Annotated in this window: 25 protein-coding genes; 11 read left to right on the forward strand and 14 right to left on the reverse strand. The window is 69.6% G+C overall.

The features are described 5' to 3' along the window. Positions 1-2: 2 nt before the first annotated feature. Complete coding sequence (locus AC1VNX_RS00240) at positions 3-1,046, reverse strand: LacI family DNA-binding transcriptional regulator (RefSeq protein WP_483154937.1); 1,044 nt, start codon at positions 1,044-1,046, stop codon at positions 3-5. A 130-nt stretch (positions 1,047-1,176) separates the two neighbouring features. On the opposite strand from AC1VNX_RS00240, the gene AC1VNX_RS00245 reads away from it, so the two are divergent. The 7 genes from AC1VNX_RS00245 to AC1VNX_RS00275 all read left to right on the forward strand — a co-directional run bounded on the left by AC1VNX_RS00245 (position 1,177) and on the right by AC1VNX_RS00275 (position 7,976). Next, the gene (locus tag AC1VNX_RS00245; protein WP_483154938.1) at positions 1,177-2,043 is read left to right on the forward strand and encodes a dioxygenase family protein; all 867 of its coding nucleotides are present in this window, start codon (positions 1,177-1,179) and stop codon (positions 2,041-2,043) included. Positions 2,044-2,179: 136 nt separating this feature from the next. Next, the gene (locus tag AC1VNX_RS00250) at positions 2,180-2,944 is read left to right on the forward strand and encodes an SDR family NAD(P)-dependent oxidoreductase (protein WP_483154939.1); all 765 of its coding nucleotides are present in this window, start codon (positions 2,180-2,182) and stop codon (positions 2,942-2,944) included. After that, on the forward strand, positions 2,941-3,834 hold the full coding sequence (locus AC1VNX_RS00255; RefSeq protein WP_483154940.1) for a beta-keto acid cleavage family enzyme: 894 nt from the start codon (positions 2,941-2,943) through the stop codon (positions 3,832-3,834). The genes AC1VNX_RS00250 and AC1VNX_RS00255 overlap by 4 nt, the downstream gene beginning before the upstream one ends. A gap of 3 nt (positions 3,835-3,837) precedes the next feature. Then, the gene (locus AC1VNX_RS00260) at positions 3,838-4,845 is read left to right on the forward strand and encodes a quinone oxidoreductase family protein (RefSeq protein WP_483154941.1); all 1,008 of its coding nucleotides are present in this window, start codon (positions 3,838-3,840) and stop codon (positions 4,843-4,845) included. 20 nt (positions 4,846-4,865) lie between these two features. After that, the gene (locus AC1VNX_RS00265) at positions 4,866-5,222 is read left to right on the forward strand and encodes a cupin domain-containing protein (protein WP_126020541.1); all 357 of its coding nucleotides are present in this window, start codon (positions 4,866-4,868) and stop codon (positions 5,220-5,222) included. A 68-nt stretch (positions 5,223-5,290) separates the two neighbouring features. Then, positions 5,291-6,280, forward strand: coding sequence for a Bug family tripartite tricarboxylate transporter substrate binding protein (locus AC1VNX_RS00270; protein ID WP_483154942.1), 990 nt, complete (start codon positions 5,291-5,293; stop codon positions 6,278-6,280). A gap of 1 nt (position 6,281) precedes the next feature. Next, positions 6,282-7,976 (forward strand): amidohydrolase, encoded by a 1,695-nt coding sequence (locus tag AC1VNX_RS00275; RefSeq protein ID WP_483154943.1) that lies wholly within the window; start codon positions 6,282-6,284, stop codon positions 7,974-7,976. Positions 7,977-7,983: 7 nt separating this feature from the next. Here the strand turns inward: AC1VNX_RS00275 and AC1VNX_RS00280 are convergent, their stop codons facing one another. The 5 genes from AC1VNX_RS00280 to AC1VNX_RS00300 all read right to left on the reverse strand — a co-directional run bounded on the left by AC1VNX_RS00280 (position 7,984) and on the right by AC1VNX_RS00300 (position 13,499). Next, positions 7,984-8,559 carry a uracil-DNA glycosylase family protein gene (locus AC1VNX_RS00280; protein ID WP_483154944.1) on the reverse strand — a complete coding sequence of 192 codons (576 nt, stop codon included), beginning with the start codon at positions 8,557-8,559 and terminating at the stop codon, positions 7,984-7,986. 4 nt (positions 8,560-8,563) lie between these two features. Beyond that, complete coding sequence (locus tag AC1VNX_RS00285; protein WP_483154945.1) at positions 8,564-9,391, reverse strand: isocitrate lyase/PEP mutase family protein; 828 nt, start codon at positions 9,389-9,391, stop codon at positions 8,564-8,566. Positions 9,392-9,466: 75 nt separating this feature from the next. After that, a complete protein-coding gene (locus AC1VNX_RS00290) occupies positions 9,467-10,852 on the reverse strand; it encodes an L-serine ammonia-lyase (protein WP_483161849.1) in 1,386 nt (461 codons plus the stop codon). Further along, positions 10,849-12,039 carry a M20 aminoacylase family protein gene (locus AC1VNX_RS00295; RefSeq protein ID WP_483154946.1) on the reverse strand — a complete coding sequence of 397 codons (1,191 nt, stop codon included), beginning with the start codon at positions 12,037-12,039 and terminating at the stop codon, positions 10,849-10,851. Before AC1VNX_RS00295 ends, AC1VNX_RS00290 begins: the two co-directional genes overlap by 4 nt. Positions 12,040-12,137: 98 nt before the next feature. Continuing rightward, the gene (locus tag AC1VNX_RS00300; RefSeq protein WP_483161850.1) at positions 12,138-13,499 is read right to left on the reverse strand and encodes a DUF3100 domain-containing protein; all 1,362 of its coding nucleotides are present in this window, start codon (positions 13,497-13,499) and stop codon (positions 12,138-12,140) included. Positions 13,500-13,618: 119 nt separating this feature from the next. On the opposite strand from AC1VNX_RS00300, the gene AC1VNX_RS00305 reads away from it, so the two are divergent. Continuing rightward, entirely contained in the window at positions 13,619-14,548 is a 930-nt protein-coding gene (locus AC1VNX_RS00305) for a LysR family transcriptional regulator (protein ID WP_483154947.1), read from the forward strand. Positions 14,549-14,605: 57 nt separating this feature from the next. Further along, a complete protein-coding gene (locus AC1VNX_RS00310; protein WP_483154948.1) occupies positions 14,606-15,067 on the forward strand; it encodes a CopD family protein in 462 nt (153 codons plus the stop codon). Between the two features lie 61 nt (positions 15,068-15,128). Here AC1VNX_RS00310 and AC1VNX_RS00315 read toward each other — a convergent pair whose 3' ends face one another. The 4 genes from AC1VNX_RS00315 to AC1VNX_RS00330 form a co-directional block, all read right to left on the reverse strand. After that, positions 15,129-15,542 carry an organic hydroperoxide resistance protein gene (locus AC1VNX_RS00315; protein ID WP_483154949.1) on the reverse strand — a complete coding sequence of 138 codons (414 nt, stop codon included), beginning with the start codon at positions 15,540-15,542 and terminating at the stop codon, positions 15,129-15,131. 222 nt (positions 15,543-15,764) lie between these two features. Beyond that, positions 15,765-16,196 (reverse strand): VOC family protein, encoded by a 432-nt coding sequence (locus AC1VNX_RS00320; RefSeq protein ID WP_483154950.1) that lies wholly within the window; start codon positions 16,194-16,196, stop codon positions 15,765-15,767. A gap of 29 nt (positions 16,197-16,225) precedes the next feature. Continuing rightward, the gene (locus AC1VNX_RS00325; RefSeq protein WP_483154951.1) at positions 16,226-17,461 is read right to left on the reverse strand and encodes a CaiB/BaiF CoA transferase family protein; all 1,236 of its coding nucleotides are present in this window, start codon (positions 17,459-17,461) and stop codon (positions 16,226-16,228) included. Positions 17,462-17,466: 5 nt separating this feature from the next. Then, the gene (locus AC1VNX_RS00330; RefSeq protein WP_483154952.1) at positions 17,467-18,666 is read right to left on the reverse strand and encodes an acyl-CoA dehydrogenase; all 1,200 of its coding nucleotides are present in this window, start codon (positions 18,664-18,666) and stop codon (positions 17,467-17,469) included. A gap of 194 nt (positions 18,667-18,860) precedes the next feature. Here AC1VNX_RS00330 and AC1VNX_RS00335 point away from each other — a divergent pair, with 194 nt between their 5' ends. Further along, entirely contained in the window at positions 18,861-19,763 is a 903-nt protein-coding gene (locus AC1VNX_RS00335) for a LysR substrate-binding domain-containing protein (RefSeq protein ID WP_483154953.1), read from the forward strand. On the opposite strand, the gene AC1VNX_RS00340 is transcribed toward AC1VNX_RS00335, so the two are convergent. The 4 genes from AC1VNX_RS00340 to AC1VNX_RS00355 are packed head-to-tail and all read right to left on the reverse strand — an operon-like array spanning position 19,726 to position 22,050. Next, on the reverse strand, positions 19,726-20,355 hold the full coding sequence (locus AC1VNX_RS00340) for a hypothetical protein (RefSeq protein WP_483154954.1): 630 nt from the start codon (positions 20,353-20,355) through the stop codon (positions 19,726-19,728). The two genes, AC1VNX_RS00335 and AC1VNX_RS00340, sit on opposite strands and share 38 nt — an antisense overlap. Before the next feature lie 17 nt (positions 20,356-20,372). After that, a complete protein-coding gene (locus AC1VNX_RS00345) occupies positions 20,373-20,876 on the reverse strand; it encodes a GFA family protein (RefSeq protein ID WP_483154955.1) in 504 nt (167 codons plus the stop codon). An 11-nt stretch (positions 20,877-20,887) separates the two neighbouring features. Next, positions 20,888-21,706, reverse strand: coding sequence for a zeta toxin family protein (locus tag AC1VNX_RS00350; protein WP_483154956.1), 819 nt, complete (start codon positions 21,704-21,706; stop codon positions 20,888-20,890). Further along, on the reverse strand, positions 21,703-22,050 hold the full coding sequence (locus AC1VNX_RS00355; RefSeq protein ID WP_483154957.1) for a hypothetical protein: 348 nt from the start codon (positions 22,048-22,050) through the stop codon (positions 21,703-21,705). Before AC1VNX_RS00355 ends, AC1VNX_RS00350 begins: the two co-directional genes overlap by 4 nt. A 129-nt stretch (positions 22,051-22,179) precedes the next feature. Here AC1VNX_RS00355 and AC1VNX_RS00360 point away from each other — a divergent pair, with 129 nt between their 5' ends. Further along, positions 22,180-22,899 carry a 2OG-Fe(II) oxygenase gene (locus AC1VNX_RS00360; RefSeq protein WP_483154958.1) on the forward strand — a complete coding sequence of 240 codons (720 nt, stop codon included), beginning with the start codon at positions 22,180-22,182 and terminating at the stop codon, positions 22,897-22,899. The last annotated feature ends 16 nt before the right edge of the window (positions 22,900-22,915 follow it).

Consider the following 22,915-nt stretch of genomic DNA (forward strand, 5'->3'; position numbering starts at 1 on the left):
GCTCAGCGCGTGGCGCCTGCCGGCGCGGCCGTCGACTGGCGCACCACCAGCTCGGGGCGCAGCACCACGGTCGAAGCCGACATCGAGTGGCCGTCGATCTCCTCGAACAGCATCTCGGCCGCGCGCCAGCCCAGCTCGCGGTGCGGCAGGCGGATGGTGGTGAGCGGCGGGTCGACCATGTCGACCAGCGGCATGTCGTTGTGGCCGGTGACTGAAATGTCCTGCGGCACGCGCAGTCCCGCCTCGCGCAGCGCGTCGTAGGCGCCCAGCGCCACGAGGTCGTTGCAGCACACCACGGCCTGCGGCGCGGCGCCGGCATCGAGCATCTGCTTCATCGCGGCGGCGCCGGCCTCGCGGCTGTAGCTCGCGCACTCGACCACGCGGAAGAGCTTCATGCGGTGGTCGCGCAGCGCCTGCTCCACGCCGAGACGGCGGCCCACGCCGGTGGGAATGGTCTGCGGGCCCGCCAGGTGCGCGATGCGCTTGTGGCCCAGGCCCACGAGGTGGTCGACCGCGAGCTTCATCGCGAGCCGGTCGTCGCTCACCACCGCCGGCAGGCGCCCGGTTTCGTCGGCGCGGTTGACCAGCACGGCCGTCATGCCGGCCTTGGTGACGAAGTCGACCAGCGGATCGTCGCGCGTGGCAGTGGCCATGACCACGCCATCGACGCGCTGCGCCAGCATGCGCTCCAGCACCGGCCGCGCCAGTGCCGGGTCGACCACGTTGGTGACGAACACGAAGTAGCCGCGTGCGGCCGCGCTGGCCTCGATGCCCTGCAGGATCGGCGGGAATACCGCGTTGGTGATGTCGGGCACCAGCACGCCGATGGTGTGAGTGCGGCCGGTGCGCAGCGCCGAGGCCGCGCGGTTGGGCCGGTAGCCCAGGCGCTGCGCCGCCTCCTCGACCACGCGCAGCACCTCGTCGCTGATGAGCGAGCGCTTCTCGGGGCTGAGCGCACGCGAGACGGTGGACACGTGCACGCCAGCGGCGCGGGCGACGTCGCGGATGGTCACGGTGGCTGAAGTGGAAGGTTGCTTGGCGCTCATTGGTGCAAACGATTGTCGCCGGGCTGCATGGCTTCGGGTGGCTTTCCCTCATTCCCGATCCCCGGATTCCCTCCATTTTACTTTTCGGCGATTTGGACTAATATCATGCAAACGATTGCAGAGACTCGCCATGAACATCGCCACCTCCCCCCACTCGGTGCTGGGCCATGTGCTCGACGCCATGCGGCACACGCCCGACCCACGGCTGCGCACCGTGATGGAAGCAGTCACGCGCCACCTGCACGCCCTGGTACAGGAAGTGAAGCTGACGGAAGAGGAGTTCGAGCAGGCGCTCGAATTCATCGTCGCCATCGGCCACGCCACCGGCGAGACCAAGAACGAGGTCGTGCTGGCTGCCGACATCCTGGGCGTGTCGACCGTGGTTGCGCTGCAGAACAACCAGGACCCGCAAGGCGAATCGCCCGCCGCCCTGCTCGGCCCCTTCTGGCGCGCGAACGCACCGGCCTGCGCGCAGGGCGAGAACATCGCGCGCTCGGGCACGCCGGGCGTTCCGCTCGAGGTGACAGGCACGGTGCGCGACCACCAGGGCCGCCCGGTGGACGGCGCCACCGTCGACGTGTGGCAGGCCTCGCCCGTCGGCCTCTACGAGAACCAGGACCCGTCGCAGGAGAACATGAACCTGCGCGGGCGCTTTTCCACCGACGCCGAGGGCCGCTTCCATTTCCGCAGCGTGCGTCCCGCCGGCTACCCGGTGCCGACCGACGGCCCCTGCGGCGTGCTGCTGCGCGCGCAGCGGCGCCACCCGAACCGGCCCGCGCACCTGCACTTCATGGTGAGCAAGCCGGGCCACAAGGTGCTGATCACGCAGGTGTTCGCCGATGACGACGAGAACCTGGAAAGCGACCCGACCTTCGGCGTGACGCGCCGGCTCATCGGCCGCTTCGCGCTGGCGCCCGACGGAAAAAGCGCATCGCTGCATCACGACTTCGAGCTTGAACCCGGCGAGATGAAGTTTCCCCGCCCGCCGATACCTTGACCACCCCCAGGCTTCGCGCACTTCGTGTCGCTGCGCCAACCCCCTTCGAGGGGGCAACACCAGCGGCCCGGCAGAGCTGGTTCCGCGGTGTTCCACGAAACGGCACCGCCCCCTTCAACCCACTCTTCTCCAATCCATGAGCTTCGACCCAGTCTCCAGACTCGACGGCAAGGTCGCCGTCATCACCGGCGGCCTCGGCGCCATCGGCTATGCCACGGCCACGCGCCTGGCCGCGCTCGGCGCCAGCTGCGTGCTGCTGCACCGCAAGGGCGACGATGCGGCGGCGCGCGCAGCCGCCCTGCCCTCGGTCAGCGGCCAGCGCCATGCGGCGATCCGCGCCGACATCGTCGACACGCCCAGCCTCGTCGCCGCCGCCGCCGAGGTGAAGGCCACGTTCGGACGCTGCGACATCCTTGTCAACAGCGCGGGCCATACGAAGCCGGTGCCGGCCGGCGACCTCGACGCGCTGACCGACGAGCTCATCGACGACATCGTGCGCGCCAACTTCCGAGGCGCGTTCGCCACCATCCGGGCCTTCGCGCCGCTGCTGAAGGCGAGCGGCGATGGGTTGGTGGTCAACATCTCATCCATCGCGGGCTTCACGGGCGTGGGCAGCAACCTCGCCTACGTGGCGGCCAAGGCGGGGCTCGACGTGGTCGGCGACGCGCTCGCCAAGGCGCTGGCACCTGCCGTGCGCGTGGTGTCGGTGTCGCCGGGCGCGGTGGAATCGGGCTTCGTGCCCGGGCGCGGCGCGGAGTTCGCCAGCAAGATGGCCAGCACCACGCCGCTGGGCCGCATCGGCCAGCCCGAGGACGTGGCGGCCACGGTCGAGGCGCTGGCCACCACCATGCGCTTCGTGACCGGCACGCGCATCGTGGTCGACGGAGGGCGCCACCTGTGAGCAACAACACCAAGACCCTCATCACCTGCGCCGTCACGGGCAATCTCGTGAAGCCAGAGCAGACACCGCACCTGCCGATCACGCCGGTGCAGATCGCCGACGAATGCCTGGCCGCGGCCGAGGCCGGCGCGAGCCAGGTGCACATCCACGTGCGCAACCCGGAGACCGGCAAGCCGTCGATGGAAGTGGATCTGTACCGCGAGGTGGTGGACCGCATCCGCCGCGGCAACCGCGAGCTGATCGTGAACCTCACGACCGGCCCGGGCGGGCGCTTCATTCCCGGCGAGGACGACCCGAAGATCGCCGCGCCCGGCACCACGCTGCTGCCGCCCGAGAAGCGCGTGGAGCACATCGCGCTCATCCGGCCCGACGTGTGCTCGCTCGACCTGAACACCATGAACTCCGGCCCCGACGTGGTCATCAACACCCCGAAGAACGTGCGGCGCATGGCGAAGGTGATGCGCGAGGCGGGCGTGAAGCCCGAGCTGGAGATCTTCGACTCGGGCGACATCAACCTCGCGCTCGACCTGATCGCCGACGGCACGCTCGACGGGCCGGCCATGTGGACCTTCGTCCTCGGCGTGAAGTACGGCTTCGCGCCCACGCCCGAGACGCTGCTTTACGCACGCAACATGCTGCCGCGCGGCGCCTTCTGGAGCGCCTTCGGCATCGGCCGCATGGAATTTCCGATCGTCGCGCAGGCCTGGCTGCTGGGCGGCCATGTGCGCGTGGGCATGGAGGACAACATCTACCTGGAGAAGGGCGTGCTCGCCGAGAGCAACGCCCAGCTCGTGGCGAAGGCGCGCGACATCCTGCAGAGCCTGGGTGGCGAGATCGCCAACCCGCGCGAGGCGCGCGCCATGCTGGGCCTGCCCGGTGCGAGGAGCTGAACGATGAGCGTCGCAGCCATGCACACCGCCCACAGCTCCCGCGCGTTGCGCGTGAACGAGAAGGCCGCCGACCTCGATGCGCTGCGGCTCGAAGCCGCGCCGCAGCCGGAACCCTCGCCGCCGCCCGGCCACGCCGTGGTGCGCATCGCCGCCGCGGCCGTGAACCCCAGCGACGTGAAGGCCACGCTGGGCATCATGCCGCAGGCCGTGTGGCCTCGCACCCCGGGACGCGACTTCGCGGGCACCGTGGTGAGCGGCCCTTCGGAGTGGATCGGCCGCGAGGTCTATGGCTCCGGCGGCGACGTGGGCATCACCCGCGACGGCTCGCATGCGCGCTACCTGGTGCTGCCCGAGCAGGCGCTGCGCGCCAAGCCCCGGGGCATTTCGATGGACGAGGCCGGCGCCGTGGGCGTGCCCTTCGTCACCGCCTACGAGGGCTTTCGCCGCAGCGGCATGCCGCAGGCCGGCCAGACGGTGCTGGTGCTGGGCGCCAACGGCAAGGTCGGGCAGGCGGCGGTGCAGCTCGCCTCGCAGGCCGGCGCGCGCGTGATCGCGGTGCAGCGGCACGCGGGTCCCTTCCAGGGCTTCGCGAGCGGGCCGGTGGACACGATCGACGCGCGCCACCATGCCGACGTGGGCTCGCGGGTGCGCGAGCTGACGGATGGGCGCGGCGCACACATCGTCTACAACACCGTGGGCAGCGCCTACTTCGAGGCCGCCAACAAGGCGATGGCCAAGGGCGCGACGCAGATCTTCATCGCCACGCACGACCGCGCGGTGCCCTTCGACATCTTCGCCTTCTACCGGGGCATGCACACCTACGTGGGCATCGACTCGCTGGCGATGGACTGCATCGCCAGCACCGCGCAGCTCGACGCGATGCGCGAGGGCTTCGAGCGCGGCACGCTCAAGCCCTTTCCGGTGGCGCGCCACTTCACGCTCGACGAGGCGCACGAGGCCTACCGGCTGGTGCTCTCGGGCAGCACCGACCGCGTCGTGCTGCGGCCCTGAACCCTTTCCGGAGCACATACATGCACGTTACCCGCTTCGCCGAGGCGCCGCACTACGAGGCGCCCAACCATTTCGACATGCGCTGCCTGCGCCTGCAGGGCAAGGAGGCCGGCCCTTCGACGCAGATGTGGATGGGCATGAGCCAGATCCTGCCCGGCGGCCACACCGGCCTGGACGGCTCGCCGATGGAAAAGCTGTATCTGGTGCTCGAAGGCCAGCTGCACGTGGTCGGCGAGATCGACGGCGCGCACCAGGAAGAAGTGCTCGGCCCCTACGACAGCTGCCGCTTCGCGCCCGGCGAGAAGCGCCAGCTCGAAAACCGCGGCAACCGCCCCGTGCTGGTGGCACTGGTGATGCCGAACGCGCCGCCCGCGTAGCGCCCTTTCCTCTTCTCTTTTCCCGGTCATTCATCGCTCAACCAAATAGATCAACGGAGACAAGACGCATGAAGAAGACTTTCAACTGGAGCCGCCGGCAGACGCTGGCAGCCGCGACAGCCATCGCGGCCTGCGCGCTCACGGGCGCCCACGCGCAGGGCAACTGGCCCGGCACGCAGGCGGTGAGGCTGGTCGTGCCCTTCACGGCAGGCAGCGGCACCGACATCGTCGCGCGCCTGGTGGCCGAGAAGCTGGGGCCCGCGCTGGGCACCAGCGTGATCGTGGACAACAAGCCCGGTGCGGGCGGCACGCTGGGCGCGGCCATCGTGGCCAAGTCGCCGGCCGACGGCTACACGCTGCTGGTGCACTCGGCCGGCCACCTGGTGAACCCGTGGATCTACAAGGGCCTGTCGTACGACACCATCAAGGACTTCACCGGCATCACGCCGATGGCCAGCCTGCCCAACGTGCTGGTGACCGCGCCCTCGCACTTCGCCGACGTGAAGGACCTGGTGGCCAAGGCGAAGGCCAAGCCCGGCGGCCTCAACTACGGCTCGGCCGGCAACGGATCGGCCACGCACATGAACGCCGAGGTGTTCCGCCTCGCGGCCGGCGTCGACGCGCAGCACGTGCCCTTCCGCGGCACGCCCGAGGCGATGACAGAGGTGATGGCCGGACGCGTCGACTGGTTCTTCGCGCCGATGGTGTCTGCCCTGCCGCTGATCCAGAGCGGCAAGCTGCAGGCGCTCGCGGTGGGCACGGGCAAGCGCTCTTCCGCGCTGCCCAGCGCGCCCACCACGGTGGAAGCCGGCGTGCCGGGCTCGGAGTACCTGTTCTGGGTCGGCCTGTTCGCGCCCGCGAAGACGCCGCAGCCGGTGGTCGACCGGCTGCAGGCCGAGGTCGCGAAGATCATGGTGTCGCCCGAGCTGAAGGAACGGCTGGAGAAGCTGGGTGCGGAGCCCTTCACCATGCCTTCGGCGCAGTTCAACAAGTTCATCGTCGAAGAGACGGCGAAAGCCCAGCAGGTGGTCAAGGCCGCCAGCATCAAGGTCGACTGACATGGCACGCACACTCTTCACGGCGGCTGCCATCGCCGCCAGCCTGCTGCTGCCTGTCGCAGCGCGCGCACAACCGGCGGACCTTGTCGTCACGAACGCGAAGATCGCCACGCTCGATGCGGCCGGCACCATGGCGCAGGCGATCGCTGTGCGCAACGGTCGCATCGTGGCCGTGGGCAGCGCGGCGCAGATGGGAGCCTTCACGAGCCCCGCCACGCGCACGGTCGATGCGGGAGGCCGAACCGTCATTCCGGGCCTGATCGACTCGCACATGCACGCAGTGCGCGCGGCGCTGAGCTACTCCACCGAGGTCAACTGGATCGGCGCCGGCACCATCGCCGAGGCGATGGCGCGCATCCGCGCCGCTGCCGCCAACGCACGCCCCGGCGGCTGGCTGATCGTGGCCGGCGGCTGGACCGAGCAGCAGTTCGCCGAGCGCCGCCGCCCCACGCTGGCCGAGTTGCAGGAAGCGGCGCCGAACAACCCGGTGTACGTGCAGCTCTTCTACGAGGCCGTGGTGATGACGCCCAAGGCGCTGGAAGCGCTGGGCGTGGCGCCCGGCACGCTGCCCGCCGGCATGAAGCCCGTGGCCGACGGCGCGCCTGGCTGGATGAGCGGCGACATCGTCGGCATCTCGGCGCTCTTCGACAAGCTGCCCAAGCCGACCTACGACGACAACATCGCCGGCACGCGCGCCTTCTTCACCGAGCTCAACCGCCTGGGCATCACCGGGCTGGTGGACCCGGGCGGCTTCAGCATCGCGCCCTCGCAGTACGCCGCGCTCTTCGAGCTGTGGCGCGAGAAGGCGCTGACGCTGCGCGTGGCCTACAGCGTGTTCGCGCAGAAGCCCGGTGCCGAGCTGCAGGAGTTTCGCGACCTCACGCAGATGCTGCCGATGGGCTTCGGCGACGACATGCTGAAGTTCAACGGCCTGGGCGAACGCGTGACGCTCGCGATGTACAACAACAACTTCCCCGACGAGGCCGCGAAGGCCAAGTTCTACGAACTCGTCAAGTGGGCCGCCACGAAGAAGCTGGCCGTCACCATCCACTGGCAGGAGAACGGCTCGGTCGACCACCTGCTGGGGCTGTACGAGAAGCTGAATGCTGAAGTGCCGATCAAGGACCTGCGCTGGTCCATCGCCCACCTCGACGACGCCTCGCCCGAGACGCTCGCGCGCATGAAGGCGCTGGGCATCGGCTGGACCATGCAGGACGCGATGTACTTCCAGGGCGACCGCGCGCTGGCCATGCGCGGCGACGCCGCGCGGCGCATGCCGCCCATAGGCACCGCGCTGCGCGCCGGCGTGAACGTGGGCGCGGGCACCGACGCGCACCGCGTGGCCTCGTACAACCCCTTCGTCGCGCTGCAGTGGATGCTCGACGGCAAGACGGTGAGCGGCAAGACCATGCGCGGCCCCGACGAGACACCGACGCGCGAGCAAGCGCTGCGCCTCTACACGCAGGGCAGCGCCTGGTTCAGCTTCGACGAGAACAGGCGCGGCACGCTCGAAGTGGGCAAGCTCGCCGACTTCGCCGTGCTCGACCAGGACTTCTTCAGCGTGCCGCTGGAGCGCATCGGCAAGACGACCTCGCTGATGACGGTGGTGGGTGGGCGCGTGGTGTATGCGGCGCGGCCGTTCGGTACGACGGGCACGGCGGGCACCACGGGTGCCTCGGCGCCTTCCGCGCCCTGAGGCGGGCTCAAAGCCCGAGCGCGTGCCGCACCCGCTCGCGCAGCACTGGCAGCACGTCGCTCTCGAACCACGGGTGGTGCTTGAGCCAGCCCGTGTTGCGCGGCGACGGATGCGGTAGCGGAATGAAGCGCGGCGCATAGTCGGCGAAGGCCTGCACGGTCTCGGTGACGCCGGCGCCCGCCTTCCTGCCGAGGAAGTGGCGCTGCGCGTACTGGCCGATGAGCAGCGTCAGCTCCACCTGCTTCATCTGCGCGAACAGCTTGTCGTGCCACAGCTCGGCACATTCCCTGCGCGGCGGCAGGTCGCCGCTCTTGCCGCGGCCGGGGTAGCAGTAGCCCATCGGCACGATCGCCACGCGCGCGGCGTCGTAGAACACCGCGCGGTCGATGCCCAGCCAGCGGCGAAGCTGGTCGCCGCTCCTGTCGTTCCACGGCACGCCCGTCTGGTGCACCGTGAGGCTGGGCGCCTGGCCGACGATCAGCAGCCTGGCGCTCGCGCTCGCCTGCACCACGGGCCGGGGGCCCAGCGGCAGGTGCACCGCGCACGCGCGGCAGGCGCGGACCTCGGCAAGCAGTGCCTCCACGGCCTCAGTCTGCGAACGGCTTGAAGAAGGCGTTGAGTTCGGCGCCCGGCGCGGCGTCGGCAAAACCGTCGAAGCGCCCGTCGGCCAGCGTGCGCGCGGCGCGGATGAAGCCACCCCATGCCGCGCGCGCCAGAGCGCCGCCCACGCTGACGCGGCGCACGCCGAGTTCGGCGATGTCCTTCATCGTGAGTTCGCTGGGCGCGCCCACCAGCACGTTGACCGGCCGGGGTGCGACGGCGGCGACCACCGCCGCGATCTGCTCGCGGGTCTTGATGCCCGGCGCGTAAAGGCAGTCGGCGCCCGCGTTGGCGTACGCCTTGAGCCGCGCGATGGCGTCGTCGAGATCGGGACGGCCGACGAAGAAGTTTTCGGCGCGTCCGACCAGCAGCACGTCGGCGCCGGATGCGTCGATGGCCTTGCGCGCGGCGCGCAGGCGCTCCACGGCCACGTCGACGGGGAACAGCGGATCGGCGGCGTTGCCCGTCGAGTCCTCGATGGACAGGCCCGCCACGCCCATCTCGATGGCGAGGCTCACGCTCGCGGCCACACCCTGCGCATCGGCGGCGAAGCCGTTCTCGAAGTCGGCGTTCACCGGAAGGTCGGTGGCTTCCACGAGTTCGCGCAGGTGCGCGAGGATGTGCTCGCGCGACATCGCGCCGTCCGCATGCCCCTGCGACCACGCGAAGCCGGAGCTGGTGGTGGCCAGCGCCTTGAAGCCCAGGCCTTCGAGAAAGCGCGCGCTGCCCGTGTCCCACGGGTTCGGAATGACGAAGCAGCCTTGTTCATGCAGGGCACGGAAGTCGGCGCGTTTCTGGGCGATGGTGCGGGTCATGGGGCCTCGGCTTTTGAGAGAGTTCAAGACGGTGGGCCGGCCATTCTGACGCAGCCCCGCATCTTCAGCACGCCCTCAGCACTCGACCACGTTCACCGCGAGACCGCCGAGAGAGGTTTCCTTGTAGGTGGCCTTCATGTCCTCGCCGGTCTGCTTCATGGTGCGGATCACGGCATCGAGCGACACGTAGTGGCTGCCGTCGCCTCGCAGCGCCATGCGCGCCGCGTTGATGGCCTTCACGGCGCCCATCGCGTTGCGCTCCACGCAGGGAATCTGCACCATGCCGCCGACCGGGTCGCAAGTGAGGCCGAGGTTGTGCTCCATGCCGATCTCGGCCGCGTTCTCGACCTGCGCAGGCGTGGCGCCGAGCACCGCGGCAAGCGCGCCGGCGGCCATCGAGCAGGCCACGCCCACCTCGCCCTGGCAGCCGACCTCGGCGCCCGAGATGGAAGCGTTGGTCTTGTAGAGCATGCCGATGGCCGCGGCGGTGAGCAGGAAGTCGACGATGCCCTCGTCGCTGGCCTGCGGCACGAAGCGCTGGTAGTAGTGCATCACGGCGGGCACCACGCCCGCCGCGCCGTTGGTGGGCGCGGTGACCACGCGGCCGCCGGCGGCGTTCTCCTCGTTCACCGCCATCGCGAAGGCGTTGACCCAGTCCATGGCCGCGAGCGGATCGGCCGCGCCGGCCTGCGCGAGCAGCTCGCGGTGCAGCTCGGGCGCGCGGCGGCGCATGCGCAGCGGGCCGGGCAGCGCCTGAGCGGCCAGCGGGTTGTCGACGCCGAAGCCGCGCTGCACGCACTGCTGCATCACCTGCCACACGCGCAGCAGGCCGGCGCGCACCTCGGCCTCGGGCCGCCATGCGCATTCGTTGCGCATGACGAGCGCGGCCACCGAGATGCCGTGGTCGCGGCACTGCGCCATGAGTTCGTCGCCGGTGGTGAAGGGATGCGGCACGGCGGATGTCGCCGCGGCCGTCTGGGCCACGGCCTGCCCGCCCTCGACGACGAAGCCGCCGCCGACGGAGAAGTACGTGCCCTCGGCCAGCACGCCGCCGTCGGCCGCGAAGGCGGTGAAGCGCATCGCGTTGGGATGCTCGGCCAGCGACTCTTCGCCCTTGAAGGCGATGTCGCGCACGCGGTCGAAGGCGATGGGCGTGGTGCCGAGCAGCTCGAGCCGGCCGGTGCGGCGCAGCGCCTCCAGCCGGGGCTGCACGGTCTCGGGCCGCACGGTGTCGGGCGCGTCGCCGAAGAGGCCGAGGATCACGCCCTGGTCGGTCGCGTGGCCGTGGCCGGTGGCGCCCAGCGAGCCGAACAGGTCCACATGCAGCCGCGCGACCTGTGCGAGCACACCGCGCGCTTCGAGCGACCGCGCGAACATCAGCGCGGCACGCATCGGCCCCACGGTGTGCGAGCTGGAGGGACCGATGCCGATCTTGAAGATGTCGAAGGCGGAGAGCATCAGCGCATCATGCTCTCATCTCTCGATGCAGGAAGCTGCTGTTTGACCAGTGCCACCCAGTAGGCCGCGCCCAGCGGCAGGATGTTGTCGTTGAAGTCGTAGTACGGGTTGTGCACGTTCGGGTCGTTCGGGCCTTCGCCCGCGCCGATGCCGATGTAGGCGCCGGGGCGCTTCTGCAGCATGAAGGCGAAGTCTTCCGAGCCCATGGCGGGCGGGATGTCGGTGTGCACCTGCGCGCGCTCGACCAGGCTGGCGGCGGCGGAGATGGCCGCATCGGTCTCGGCGGGCGTGTTGACCACGCCGGGGTAGCCGCGGCGGTAGTCCAGCGCCACCTTCGCGCCGTGAGTGGCTGCCACGCCGTCGCAGATCTGCTGCATGGCGGCCTGGGTCTGGTCCTGGATGCCGGCATCCAGCGTGCGCACGGTGCCGCGCAGCACCACGGTCTCGGGAATCACGTTCCAGGTGTCGCCGCCGTGGATCTGCGTGACGCTGACCACCGCCGAGTCGGTGGCGCCGGTGCGGCGGCTCACGATGGTCTGCAACGCGTTCACCAACTGCGCCGAGACCACCACCGAGTCGATGCCGGTCTCGGGCATGGCGCCGTGGCTGCCCTTGCCGGTGACGACGATCTCGAAAGTGTCGAGAAAGGCCGTCATCGTGCCCTTGCGGATCGCGAACTGGCCGCGCGGCAGTGCCGGAAAGTTGTGCATGCCGTAGACGGCGTCGGCGGGGAATTGCTCGAACAGGCCCTCGTCGACCATCACGCGGCCGCCGCCCTCGTTCTCTTCGGCGGGCTGGAACACGAAGTGCACCGTGCCCTTGAAGGGCCTGTGGCGCGAGAGGTGCTCGGCCGCGCCCAGCAGCATGGCCGTGTGGCCGTCATGGCCGCAGGCGTGCATCTTGCCGGCGCACTTCGAGGCGTGCGGCTGGGTGCCCAGCTCCTGCATGTTGAGGGCGTCGAGGTCGGCGCGCAGCGCGATGCTCGGGCCCTCGCCGTTCTTCAGCGTGCCCACTACGCCGGTGCCGGCCAGGCCGCGATGCACCGGCAGGCCCATCAGCATCAGCGCGTTGGCGACGACGTTGGCGGTGCGGTGCTCCTCGAAGGCGGTCTCGGGGTTGGCGTGGATGTCGCGGCGCCAGGCCAGCATGCGGGCGCGGGTGTCTTCGGCGATTTCGGGGTCGCGGTACATGGGATTGATCTCGGTGGGTGGATAGGAACTGGACGGACTTTTCGGGGGTTGGCGAAGCGACACGAAGTGCGCGAAGCCTTGGGGGCGAGACTTGTTCGTCAGTGGAAGAATTCGGCGATCACGGTGGCACCCAGGAAGGTGCCGGCAGTGGCGGTGAGCGACACCACCACGATGCGCCAGCCCAGCTGGCGGAACACGGGCATGTCCTTCGCGACCGAAAAGCCGGCCAGCGCGAGCACCGGCGTGGTGAAGGCCAGGAAGTTGAGCTTGGCGGTGATCGCGATCAGCGCGTCGGAGAACGGGAACAGCCCCGGGATGCCCGCCACCGTGGCCACCACCGACAGCACCAGCACCATCGGCAGGCGCGGCACCAGGCGCTTGATGCCCTCGACGATCAGCGCGATGGCCACCACGGCGGCCAGGCCTTCGAGCGACACCAGCACCGGCACCTTGTAGGTCAGCGAGTTGCCGATGAGCACGCCGCCGCCCACCACCGCCCAGGCGATGAGCGTGTCGCGCAGCGGCAGCGCGCCGCCATGCCCCACGCTGACTTGCGACACGGCGCCCGTGCCCGCCGCGTCCTGCGCGCCGCGCTTCGAGAAGCGGCCCAGCACCGGCTCCAGCTTGCCGTAGAGCCACGAGCACAGCGGCAGCGACAGGAACAGCGTGAAGTAGAAGCCCACCACCGTCGTCAGCAAGTTCGACGCGGCGGCGATGGCGGTGAGCTGCGGCAGCATCTCGGCCGGCTGCTGCGCCGCGATGGCGCCCAGCGCCGCAGCCATCAGGCTGCCCGAGCCCACGCCGGCGCCCATGGCCAGCGAGCGCGGGTCGAAGATGTGCAGGCTGGCGACGAAGCCCGCCAGCACCGCGATGAAGAGCGCGCCCAGCACGGTGCCGGTGATGTACTCGGCCAGCACGCCGCGGCCCTCGGGCGAGGCCATGCCGTACTTCTCTCCGATGATCACCAGGTTGCCCTCGCGCCCCACCGAGAAGGTGGCGCCCACCGCCTCGCGCTTGATGCCCAGCAGCAGCGCCAGCGGCAGGCCCAGCGCCAGGGTGCCCAGCGCGTGGCCGAACTCCTGGAACAAGAGCGCCCAGCCGGCCTGCTTCACCTGCGGCAGCGCGGCGCCCACCGTGAGGCCCAGCTTCACCACGAACAGCAGCAGGCCCGCGTTCAGCAGGCCGCCAGCGAAGGATTGCTCGGCCGTCGCCACGCGCACCACGCCCGGCAGGCGGCGATGCGCGATGCCCCATGCGGCCGCGATCAGCAGCGCCCACAGCATCGGCAGCAGCGCCACCTTGCCCGGGCCGACGCTGAACTGCACCGGACCGATCAGCTCGGCCACGGCCACGACGGCCAGGGTGACGAGCGCGAGCCGGAGTTTTCCGGAGGCCGACGACGAAGCGCCGGGAGCGAGCGAAGTGGGGGTGGAAGCAGCGGATGTCATCGGTTGGGGCATCGTGTGGCGCAGCGGCGGCTGCGGGCTGCCGGGAAGTTTCGGATCGCCTGCCTCTTGCATCAATGGCCGCGAATCGAGATATTCGTTGCATTGAATGCAACACTCAGGAGACGAAGGCCATGGACGACAAGCTCGACACGCGCCGCGTGCGCTACTTCATGCAGGTGCTGGACAGCGGCTCCGTGCGCGGCGCCGCCGAGGTGCTCGACATGGACCCCTCGGCCGTGAGCCGCGCCATCGGCATCCTGGAGCAGGAGTGCGGCCTGCCGCTGCTGGAGCGCCACGGACGCGGCGTGGTGCCCACCGACGCGGGCCAGATGCTGGCCGGCTACGTGCGGCGGCAGAACAGCCAGAAGCAGCACCTGATGGCGCAGCTGGACAGCATCCGCAAGATCGAGCGCGGCCACATCGACATCGTGGCCGGCGAGGGTTATGTGGACTGGCTCATGCGCCACAGCCTGCGCGACTTCATGACCTCGCATCCGAAGATCACCATCGACCTCGACGTGGCCAGCACCGACGAGATCGTGCAGCGGGTGGTGGAGGAGCGCGCCCACATCGGCATGCTGTTCCAGCCGCCCAAGGACGAGCGGCTGACCTCGCACCAGTCGCACTCGCAGCCGATTCAGGCGATGGTGCTGCGTTCGCACCCGCTCGCCCAGTTGAGCCGGCCGCTGACGCTCGGCGACCTGCAGCCCTACCCGGGCGCCACGCTGCACCGCAGCTTCGGCGTGCGCCAGCACATCGAGGCCGCCGAGATCAGCGAGGGCGTGCGCCTGCCATCGCTGCTGACCACCACATCCTTCAGCGCGCTCGGGCACTTCGTGTCGGCGGGGCTGGGCTATGCGCTGGGCACGCGCATCTCGCTCACGCCCAATGCCAGCAACCCGGAACTGGTCGAACTGCCGATGAAGAACCCGCTGCTGTCTCAGGGCCGATCGCACATCGTGTCGCGCCACGGGCGCATGCTCTCGCCGGCCGCGGCGGAGTTGCTTCGGCAGGTGGTGGCGGACATGCGGCGCTTCGCGGAGACCAAGCCTTCCGAATGACGATGAAGGGCTTCGTTTGCGCGCCGTGGCCCTTCGGTGTTCTGATCGGGCCCCACGATGCTCTACGTTACCGCCCTCTTCATCCACCTGCTGTGCGCCGCCTTCTGGGTCGGCGGCATGGCGACCATGCACTTCGCCGTGCGCCCCTCGGCCGTGGCTACGCTCGAACAGCCGCCGCAGCGCCTGCGCATGATGGCCGCGACGCTGCGGCGCTTCTTCGTGGGGGTGGACGCATCGGTCACGCTGCTCTTCGTGACCGGCGTGGCGATGATCCTTGCCGGCGGCGGCTTCCGCGGACTGCACTGGCGCATCGAGGCCATGATGAGCATCGCCATCGTGATGGCCGCCATCTATATCTACATCCGCGCCTCGGTGTTCAGTGCGATGCGCCGCGCGGTGGATGAAAGCGCCTGGCCGGTGGCTGCTGCGCGGCTGAACATGGTGCGCAAGCTGGTGACGGTGAACCTTGCGCTGGGCGTGATCGTGTTCGGCGTGGCGACCATCGGGCGCGCGGGCTGAACGGGCCCCGGGGCTGTCGCGCAGCCGCGAGCCCGCGTCGTCGATCCGGCCAGCGGTCTGCTCAGACCAGGTTGAGCTCCACCTCGATGTTGCCGCGCGTGAGCTTGGAATAAGGGCAGGTCTGGTGCGCGGTGTCGACCACGGCGCGTGCGGTCTCGCGGTCGAGGCCGGGCAGGGTCACGTTCAGGCGGGCCTGCAGGAAATACTGGCCCTCTTCGAGCACGAGGTCGACTTCGGCATCCACCGACAGGTCGGCCGGCAGCTTGACCTTCAGCGTGCCCGCGGCCTTGCCCATCGCGCCGATGAAGCATGCCGACCAGCCCGCCGCGAACAACTGCTCGGGGTTGGTGCCCGTGCCGTTGCCGCCGGGGGGCGACAGCTGGATGTCGAGGTGGCCGTCGCTGCTGCGCGATGCGCCGAGGCGGCCGCCGGTGGTGTGGGTCTTGCCGGTGTAGAGGACTTGCTTTTCGGTCATGGTGGCTCCTTGCATGAACAATGATTCGGAATGAGGCCCGGCTGTCGAAGGCCTCGTCGCTTCGTGCGATGTGCGTCGAAAGCGATGCAGGAATTACATCGACGCGCTGTATCCGCGATGTGTCGAACCACCGGCCGATTTGCATGCGCGTGTGTACGCTGCGCCATGCAGACACAGTGGCGTACAAATCTCCGGACGGAGGGAATCAGGAAAAAGGAAGGCTCAGGCCGCCGGGCCCTTGAGCTCGATGGTGTTGCCGTCGGGGTCGGCGATGTAGATCGAGGGCCCGTTGCCCTCGGCGCCGAAGTTGTTCTGTACCTCGCCGTGCACCGCGACGCCATGCTCGGCCATCAGCGTGCGGATGACGGCTTCGTCGAAGGGCTCGATGCGCAGGCAGACGTGATCGACGTTGCGGCCTTCCGCACCGGCGAGCGCCCCACCCTGCCTGCCCAGCGGGCCATCGTGCGTGACGAGGTCGATCAGGCTGGTGCCCGCGCGCAGGTGCACGAGCCCCAAGTCGTCGCGGCGCTTCTCGACGGCGCAGCCCAGCACGCCGCGATAGAAGGCGATGGAACGCTCGGCATCCTTCACGCGCAGCACGACATGGTCGATGCGCAGCACCGAGAAAGCGGGCATGGGCATCGGGCTGACCATGGCCTCTTCCTTCTTTTTCTCTTTCGTCTTCAGACCACGCCGGCCGACCGCAAGGCCTCGAAGCGGGACGCGTCGATGCCCATTTCCGCCAGCACTTCCTGCGTGTGCTGGCCCAGCGCCGGCGGCGCATGGCGCAGCACGGGCGGCGTGGCCGACAGGCGCAGCGGGCTCGCCACGCCGGTGATGCTGGCGATGCCGTCGCCCGCGTCGCGCGGCAGCGTGACCGCCAGGCCGCGCGCCTTGACCTGCGCATCGTCGAAGGCCTGCGCGATGTCGTTGATCGGGCCGCAGGGCACGGCCTTGTCTTCGAGCAGCGTGACCCACGCGGCCGTGGTGCGGGTGCGGGTGAGCTCTTCCATCATCGGGATCAGCACGCCGCGGTGCTTCACGCGCAGGGTGTTGGTGGCGAAGCGCGCGTCGGTCGCCCACTCGGGGTGGCCGCCGGCCTCGCAGAAGCGCGCGAACTGGCCGTTGTTGCCGATGGCCAGCAGCATCGCGCCGTCCTGCGTCGGGAAGTCCTGGTACGGCGCGAGGCTGGGGTGCGTGTTGCCCTGGCGTCCGGGCGGCTTGCCGGTGTTGAGGAAAGCGCTGGCCTGGTTGGCGAGGATGGCCATGCCCACGTCGAGCAGCGCCATGTCGATGTGCTGGCCCTCGCCGGTGCGATCGCGCACCTGCAGCGCCGCGAGGATGGCGGTGCTGGCGTAGACGCCGGTGAACAGGTCGGTCAGCGCCACGCCCACGCGCAGCGGGCCGCCGCCGGGCACGTCGTCGGGACGGCCGGTGATGCTCATCATGCCGGTCATGGCCTGGATCATCAGGTCGTAGCCGGCGCGCTCGGCGTAGGGGCCGTCGTGGCCGAAGCCGGTCACGCTGCAGTAGATGAGGCGCGGGTTGGCCGCGCGCAGGCTCTCGTGGTCGAGGCCGTACTGCTTCAGGCCGCCGGTCTTGAAGTTCTCCACCACGATGTCGGCCTGCGCCGCCATCTGCCTGAGCAGCGCCTGCCCGTCGGGCGTGGCCATGTCGACCGTGACCGAGCGCTTGTTGCGGTTGCAGGCCGTGAAGTAGCTGGCCTGGTCGGTGTCGTTGCCGTCCGCATCCTTGATGAAAGGCGGGCCCCAGGTGCGCGTGTCGTCGCCGACGCCGGGGCGCTCGATCTTGACGACGTCGGCGCCCAGGTCCGCGAGGATCTGCGTGCACCACGGGCCCGCGAGCACGCGGGAGAGGTCGAGGACCCTGATGCCGTCGAGTGCTGCGGGCTTGGTCATGCGGCTCAGTTGGCGAAAGCTGCGATGCCGGTGATGGCGCGGCCCAGGATCAGCGCGTGAATGTCGTGCGTGCCTTCGTAGGTGTTGACCACCTCCAGGTTCACCAGGTGGCGGGCCACGCCGAACTCGTCGCTGATGCCGTTGCCGCCCATCATGTCGCGCGCCATGCGGGCGATGTCCAGCGACTTGCCGCAGTTGTTGCGCTTCATGATCGAGGTGATTTCGACCGCAGCAATGCCCTCGTCCTTCATGCGGCCCAGGCGCAGGCTGCCTTGCAGGCCAAGCGTGATCTCGGTCTGCATGTCGGCCAGCTTCTTCTGGATCAGCTGGTTGGCGGCGAGCGGGCGGCCGAACTGCTTGCGGTCCAGCGTGTACTGGCGGGCGCGGTGCCAGCAGTCTTCGGCGGCGCCGAGTGCGCCCCATGAGATGCCGTAGCGGGCGCTGTTGAGGCAGGTGAAGGGACCCTTGAGGCCCTGCACTTCGGGGAAGGCGTTCTCTTCGGGGCAGAACACGCCGTCCATCACGATCTCGCCGGTGATGCTCGCGCGCAGGCCGACCTTGCCGTGAATAGCGGGGGCGGTGAGGCCCTTCATGCCCTTCTCGAGCACGAAGCCGCGGATCGGGCCGACGGCACCGCTCTCGCTGACTTCCTTGGCCCACACCACGAATACGTCGGCGATGGGCGAGTTGCTGATCCACATCTTGGAGCCGGTGAGCGAGTAGCCGCCGGGCACCTTCTTGGCGCGCGTGGCCATGCTGCCGGGGTCGGAGCCGTGGTCGGGCTCGGTCAGGCCGAAGCAGCCGATCCATTCGCCGGTGGCGAGCTTGGGCAGGAACTTCTGCTTCTGCGCCTCGGAGCCGAATTCGAAGATCGGCACCATCACCAGCGAGCTCTGCACGCTGGCCATCGAGCGGTAGCCCGAGTCGACGCGCTCGACTTCGCGGGCGATCAGGCCGTAGGCGACGTAGTTGAGGCCCGGGCCGCCGTACTGCTCGGGGATGGTGGGGCCCAGCAGGCCGAGGGCGCCCATTTCACGAAAGATGGCGGGGTCGGTCTCGCCGGTGCGGAAGCCTTCGAGCACGCGGGGCGCGAGGCGCTCCTGGCAGTAGGCATTGGCCGCGTCGCGGATCATGCGTTCTTCGTCGGTCAGCTGCTGGTCGAGAAGAAGGGGGTCGTCCCAGTGGAATTGCGCTTTGGCGGCCATGTGGCTGTCTCCGGAAAAGGGGGAAAGAGAAGAGAGAGAGAAAACAGGGGAATGGGGCGATGCTAGCCACGCGAGGGCCATGACGCAAACGAGGAATCCGCACCCAGATATGCGTTCGTAGAATGTCTTGCAAGATGTTCGAGCGGCTCCTCCATTGGTGAGCCTTCGATTCCATACATACACCCGAGGCATACATGCGCCGCAAGATCCCGCCCCTGCAGACCCTCGTGTGCTTCGACGCCGCCGCGCGCCACGAGAGCTACACGCGCGCCGCGCAGGAACTGGCCCTCACGCAGAGCGCGGTGTCGCGCCAGATCGGCACGCTCGAAGCCTTCCTGGGCGTGGCGCTGTTCCGCCGCACGCGGCACGGCGTGGCGCTCACGGCCAGCGGCGCGGCCTACGCGCGGCAGATCAGCAAACGGCTGGAAGCGATGGAGCGCGACACGCTCGACGCCATGGCGCACCAGGGCGAAGGCGGCTCGCTCTCGCTGGCGGCCGTGCCCACCTTCGCCACCCGCTGGCTGATGCCGCGCCTGAAGGGCTTCGCGGCGCTGCAGCCCGACGTGGTGGTGCACATTGAGACGCGCACCCGCCCCTTTCTCTTCGCCGATGCGGAGTTCGACGCCGCCCTCTACGCCGGCACGCCCGCGCAAGTCGAGAACTGGGCCGGCACGCGCGCGCTGCTGCTGATGCACGAGGACGTGGTGCCGGTGTGCAGCCCCGCCCTGCTGCCGCGCGGCAAGGCCGTGACACCCGCCGCCATCGCCAAGATGCCGCTGCTGCAGCAGAGCACGCGCCCCGACGGCTGGCGCCAGTGGTTCGACGCGCAACAGATCGACGCACCCAATGCGCGCGGCGGCCCCCGCTACGAACTGTTCTCCATCCTCGCCGCAGCCGCATCGCACGGCCTGGGCGTGGCGCTGATGCCGACGATGCTGGTGGCCGACGAGCTCGCGCGCGGCGAGCTGGTGGTAGCCTGCGCGCGGCCGCTCTCGGGCGAACGCAACTACTACCTCGTGACGCCCGAGCGGGCCGACCAGCGGCCGCTTCTGAAGTTCTTCAGCGACTGGCTGCTGGAGCAGGCGCGACAAGGCTGAAGAACAACCCGTGCCGCGCGTTCCCGCCGTGCAATGCGTTCGACGAGAAGACGCGGGCCTTCGAATGCGACATCTGCATTCCGATCGCGCCGCTGTGAACGACACAATCCACAGCTAACGCAGCGTGATGCCGAGCGAGTCGAAGGGCGCGTCGAACTCGGCGCGCCAAGACTGGCCGGGCTCCAGCGGCCAGGCATCGGTCCAGGTGCCGGTGGTGACCACGTCGCCGGGCATCAGGGCCGGTGCGCCTGCGCGGCGGTGTGGCTGCCATGCCGAACACGATCTCCGGTTCGAGGCGCGGCTGGCAGAGCTTGTCGAGGCTTACTTCGCCGGTGCCGCCGCTGCTGCGCGTGAGCGTGGTGTTCCACACGGTGCCCCAGATGGGCGCGTAGACCTCGTAGCGGGGCCAGATCATGCGATTGGTGAAACCGATCTTGTAGCCCACGGCCCGCTCGCCGCGCGCAGTGCGAAGCGTGCGCAAGGCCAGTGCCTGCTGGTAGGCGGCGTCCACATCGGCGGCGATCGGGAGCGGGCGATCGGCGGGCCACAACAGGCCCTGGTCGTAGTGGTCGAGAACGGCCTGGGGTGTCATGGCGTCAGCCCTTCCCGTCAGCGCTTTGCGGGCCGGGCACCTTCCCGGGCATAGGCCTCGATCAGCGCCGGAAAGGCGTCCATCTCGGGCAAGGCGCCAAAACTGTGCTTCGCGGGCGTCGTGGCCCAGGGCAGCTTCTCGTCGGTCCATGTCTCGACGAAGGGCTCGACCCATGCGTGGCTGTCGAGCATCGACGGACGGAGGTTGACGAAGTAGTCGAGCCCCTCGGTGCGCGTGAACATCCAGCTCTTGCAGTGCGGGCAGAAGTAGTGGTGCGAATCGTCGCCGTGCAGTCCGCCGATGACGGGCTCGCCCGACACCACCTCGAAGCCCTGCGCGGGGATGGCGAGCGAGAGCGAGAAGGCGCTCGCGCTCATGGTCTGGCAGCCGGTGCAGTGGCAGGCCATCGACAGCAGCGGCGGCGCGCTGATGCGCAGGCGCACCTGGCCGCAGCGGCAGCCGCCGGTCCAGGGGAGTTGCCAGTCGCCGGGTTGATCGGGGGATCGATTCGAGGTGCTCACAAGGTCTCCGTTCAGGTTGTCGTTGTCGGCGTTGCCGATGCCGCCGCAGCGCTCTTCTTCGGCGGCGAGACGCGCGGCGCCTTGAACGGCCCCGTGACTTTCTCCAGCCAAGGGTCGCAGACGGCGCGCAGCTCAGGGTCCACGTCGAACTGCGGATCGCGCGCGTCGAACAGCACCGACTTCTTCGCCTGCGCGCGCACCAGCGAGAAGGCGTTCTTCTCCGATCGGCTGTTGTCGAACATCAGCGTCATGTTCGCGATCTGCGCCGCGTGGCCGACCGCCGCCTGCGTGCGGGGAAAGCGCTCGATGAGCTTCTTGCGGTCCACGTCGTGGCCGCCCTGCTGCTTGCGCGTGCTCACGCGGAAGACGGACATGTCGACCGACACCAGCCCCACGAAGAGCAGCACGACGAAGTAGCCGGCCTCCTGCATCGCGCGAATGTCGTCGGCCTTCGACTCGTGGCCGCCGCCGGGCAGCGGCTTCCAGTGCGAGAAGACGGTTTCGAAGGCGAAGGGCATGCGCTGGTCCATCACCAGGCTCTTGAAGGCGCGCACGCCCTTCTGCGAGAGCACCTGCCAGCGCTCGTCGTCGTCGCGCAGGCGCTGGGCCCAGCCGGGGATGTGTCCGGTGGCGGGGTCGGCGTCGGGCAGGATGGACATCATCATGCGGTCGGCGTTGACCAGCGGCAGGCGCAGCGAGGGCGCCAGGCGCGAATACCAGAGGGTGGACTTGCCGGAGCCGTTGTGGCCCGCCAGAACGAAGGCCACCGGACGCGGGCCCTTCGTCTGCTCCAGCAGTTTCTCGAGCTTCGGCGGTCGGCTGCTGCTCACGCCTTGCTCGCGCGGAACCTGCCGTCGACCATGCGGCCGATGACCTTGGTGCCGTCGGCCGCTTCGCGCACGATCTTGCTCGGGTCGGGCGGATAGGCCGAATAGGCGTACACCTTGGCCGCGTTGGGCCCGCGGAAGACCACCGACCTGTCGATGCCGGGCTTGCCCAGGGCGCGGGCCGCCTTCTTCATCAGCACCGTGGTGTTGTCTTCGGGCCGAACCTCCGGACGCGGCGCCTTGCCGACCTTCACCAGCGTCATGCCGCGCCCCAGCACGGCCACCGGGCGGCCCTGCACCAGCTGCCCTGTGGAGCTTTCGCGCGCAGTGGTTTTTTCTCTTGCCATAGAGGGATGATCGCTCAAAACCGCGAGCAGCCTCTGCCTGGCCTTTCAAAGCCCGCGACGCGAGCCCGCGCGGAAAGCCGCGTCCGGAAACGGCGAGCCCCGCAGCACCGAAGACGGGACACTGCGTGCATGACAGCAGCAACCCCAGCCTCCCTGGTCGACGCTCTCGACTGGCCCCGCATCGAAGCCGGCATCGCCGCCCGCGGCTGCGCCACCACCGGCACCGCGCTCTTCACCCCGACCGAATGCGCCGCGCTCGTGGCCATGTACGACCGGCCCCGCCATTTCCGCAGCCGCGTGGTGATGCAGCGCCACGGCTTCGGCCAGGGCGAGTACCAGTACTTCGCCTATCCGCTGCCGCCCAAGCTGGCGGCATGGCGCGGCGCTCTTTATGAACGCCTCGCGCCGCTGGCCAACGCATGGGCAGCGGCGATGGGCCAGCCGGCCGACTATCCAGCGGAGCACGCCGCGTATCTCGCGCGCTGCCACGCGGCCGGCCAGGAACGCCCCACCCCGCTGCTGCTGCGCTACGACGAGGGCGATTACAACTGCCTGCACCAGGATCTGTATGGCGACCTGCAGTTTCCGCTGCAGCTCACGGTGCTGCTGAGCGAGCCGGGCCGCGACTTCACCGGCGGCGAGTTCGTGCTGACCGAGCAGCGCCCGCGCATGCAGTCGCGCGCCGAGGTGGTGTCGCTCTCGCAGGGCGAGGCTGTGATCTTCGCGGTCAACCAGCGGCCGGTGGCCGGCACGCGCGGCAGCTACCGCGTGACGATGCGCCACGGCGTGAGCCGCGTGTGTTCGGGGCGCCGGCACACGCTGGGCATCATCTTCCACGACGCGCGCTGACGCGTCGCCCTCCCTG

Source organism: Variovorax sp. TLI9-5A (assembly GCF_056867935.1).

What these genes read in the sequence shown, in the direction of transcription:
- AC1VNX_RS00240 (WP_483154937.1), bottom strand. Translation starts at nt 1,046, where the DNA reads ATGAGCGCCAAGCAACCTTCCACTTCAGCCACCGTGACCATCCGCGAC.
- AC1VNX_RS00245 (WP_483154938.1), top strand. Translation starts at nt 1,177, where the DNA reads ATGAACATCGCCACCTCCCCCCACTCGGTGCTGGGCCATGTGCTCGAC.
- AC1VNX_RS00250 (WP_483154939.1), top strand. Translation starts at nt 2,180, where the DNA reads ATGAGCTTCGACCCAGTCTCCAGACTCGACGGCAAGGTCGCCGTCATC.
- AC1VNX_RS00260 (WP_483154941.1), top strand. Translation starts at nt 3,838, where the DNA reads ATGAGCGTCGCAGCCATGCACACCGCCCACAGCTCCCGCGCGTTGCGC.
- AC1VNX_RS00265 (WP_126020541.1), top strand. Translation starts at nt 4,866, where the DNA reads ATGCACGTTACCCGCTTCGCCGAGGCGCCGCACTACGAGGCGCCCAAC.
- AC1VNX_RS00270 (WP_483154942.1), top strand. Translation starts at nt 5,291, where the DNA reads ATGAAGAAGACTTTCAACTGGAGCCGCCGGCAGACGCTGGCAGCCGCG.
- AC1VNX_RS00275 (WP_483154943.1), top strand. Translation starts at nt 6,282, where the DNA reads ATGGCACGCACACTCTTCACGGCGGCTGCCATCGCCGCCAGCCTGCTG.
- AC1VNX_RS00285 (WP_483154945.1), bottom strand. Translation starts at nt 9,391, where the DNA reads ATGACCCGCACCATCGCCCAGAAACGCGCCGACTTCCGTGCCCTGCAT.
- AC1VNX_RS00295 (WP_483154946.1), bottom strand. Translation starts at nt 12,039, where the DNA reads ATGTACCGCGACCCCGAAATCGCCGAAGACACCCGCGCCCGCATGCTG.
- AC1VNX_RS00300 (WP_483161850.1), bottom strand. Translation starts at nt 13,499, where the DNA reads ATGCCCCAACCGATGACATCCGCTGCTTCCACCCCCACTTCGCTCGCT.
- AC1VNX_RS00305 (WP_483154947.1), top strand. Translation starts at nt 13,619, where the DNA reads ATGGACGACAAGCTCGACACGCGCCGCGTGCGCTACTTCATGCAGGTG.
- AC1VNX_RS00310 (WP_483154948.1), top strand. Translation starts at nt 14,606, where the DNA reads ATGCTCTACGTTACCGCCCTCTTCATCCACCTGCTGTGCGCCGCCTTC.
- AC1VNX_RS00315 (WP_483154949.1), bottom strand. Translation starts at nt 15,542, where the DNA reads ATGACCGAAAAGCAAGTCCTCTACACCGGCAAGACCCACACCACCGGC.
- AC1VNX_RS00320 (WP_483154950.1), bottom strand. Translation starts at nt 16,196, where the DNA reads ATGGTCAGCCCGATGCCCATGCCCGCTTTCTCGGTGCTGCGCATCGAC.
- AC1VNX_RS00325 (WP_483154951.1), bottom strand. Translation starts at nt 17,461, where the DNA reads ATGACCAAGCCCGCAGCACTCGACGGCATCAGGGTCCTCGACCTCTCC.
- AC1VNX_RS00330 (WP_483154952.1), bottom strand. Translation starts at nt 18,666, where the DNA reads ATGGCCGCCAAAGCGCAATTCCACTGGGACGACCCCCTTCTTCTCGAC.
- AC1VNX_RS00335 (WP_483154953.1), top strand. Translation starts at nt 18,861, where the DNA reads ATGCGCCGCAAGATCCCGCCCCTGCAGACCCTCGTGTGCTTCGACGCC.
- AC1VNX_RS00340 (WP_483154954.1), bottom strand. Translation starts at nt 20,355, where the DNA reads ATGACACCCCAGGCCGTTCTCGACCACTACGACCAGGGCCTGTTGTGG.
- AC1VNX_RS00355 (WP_483154957.1), bottom strand. Translation starts at nt 22,050, where the DNA reads ATGGCAAGAGAAAAAACCACTGCGCGCGAAAGCTCCACAGGGCAGCTG.
- AC1VNX_RS00360 (WP_483154958.1), top strand. Translation starts at nt 22,180, where the DNA reads ATGACAGCAGCAACCCCAGCCTCCCTGGTCGACGCTCTCGACTGGCCC.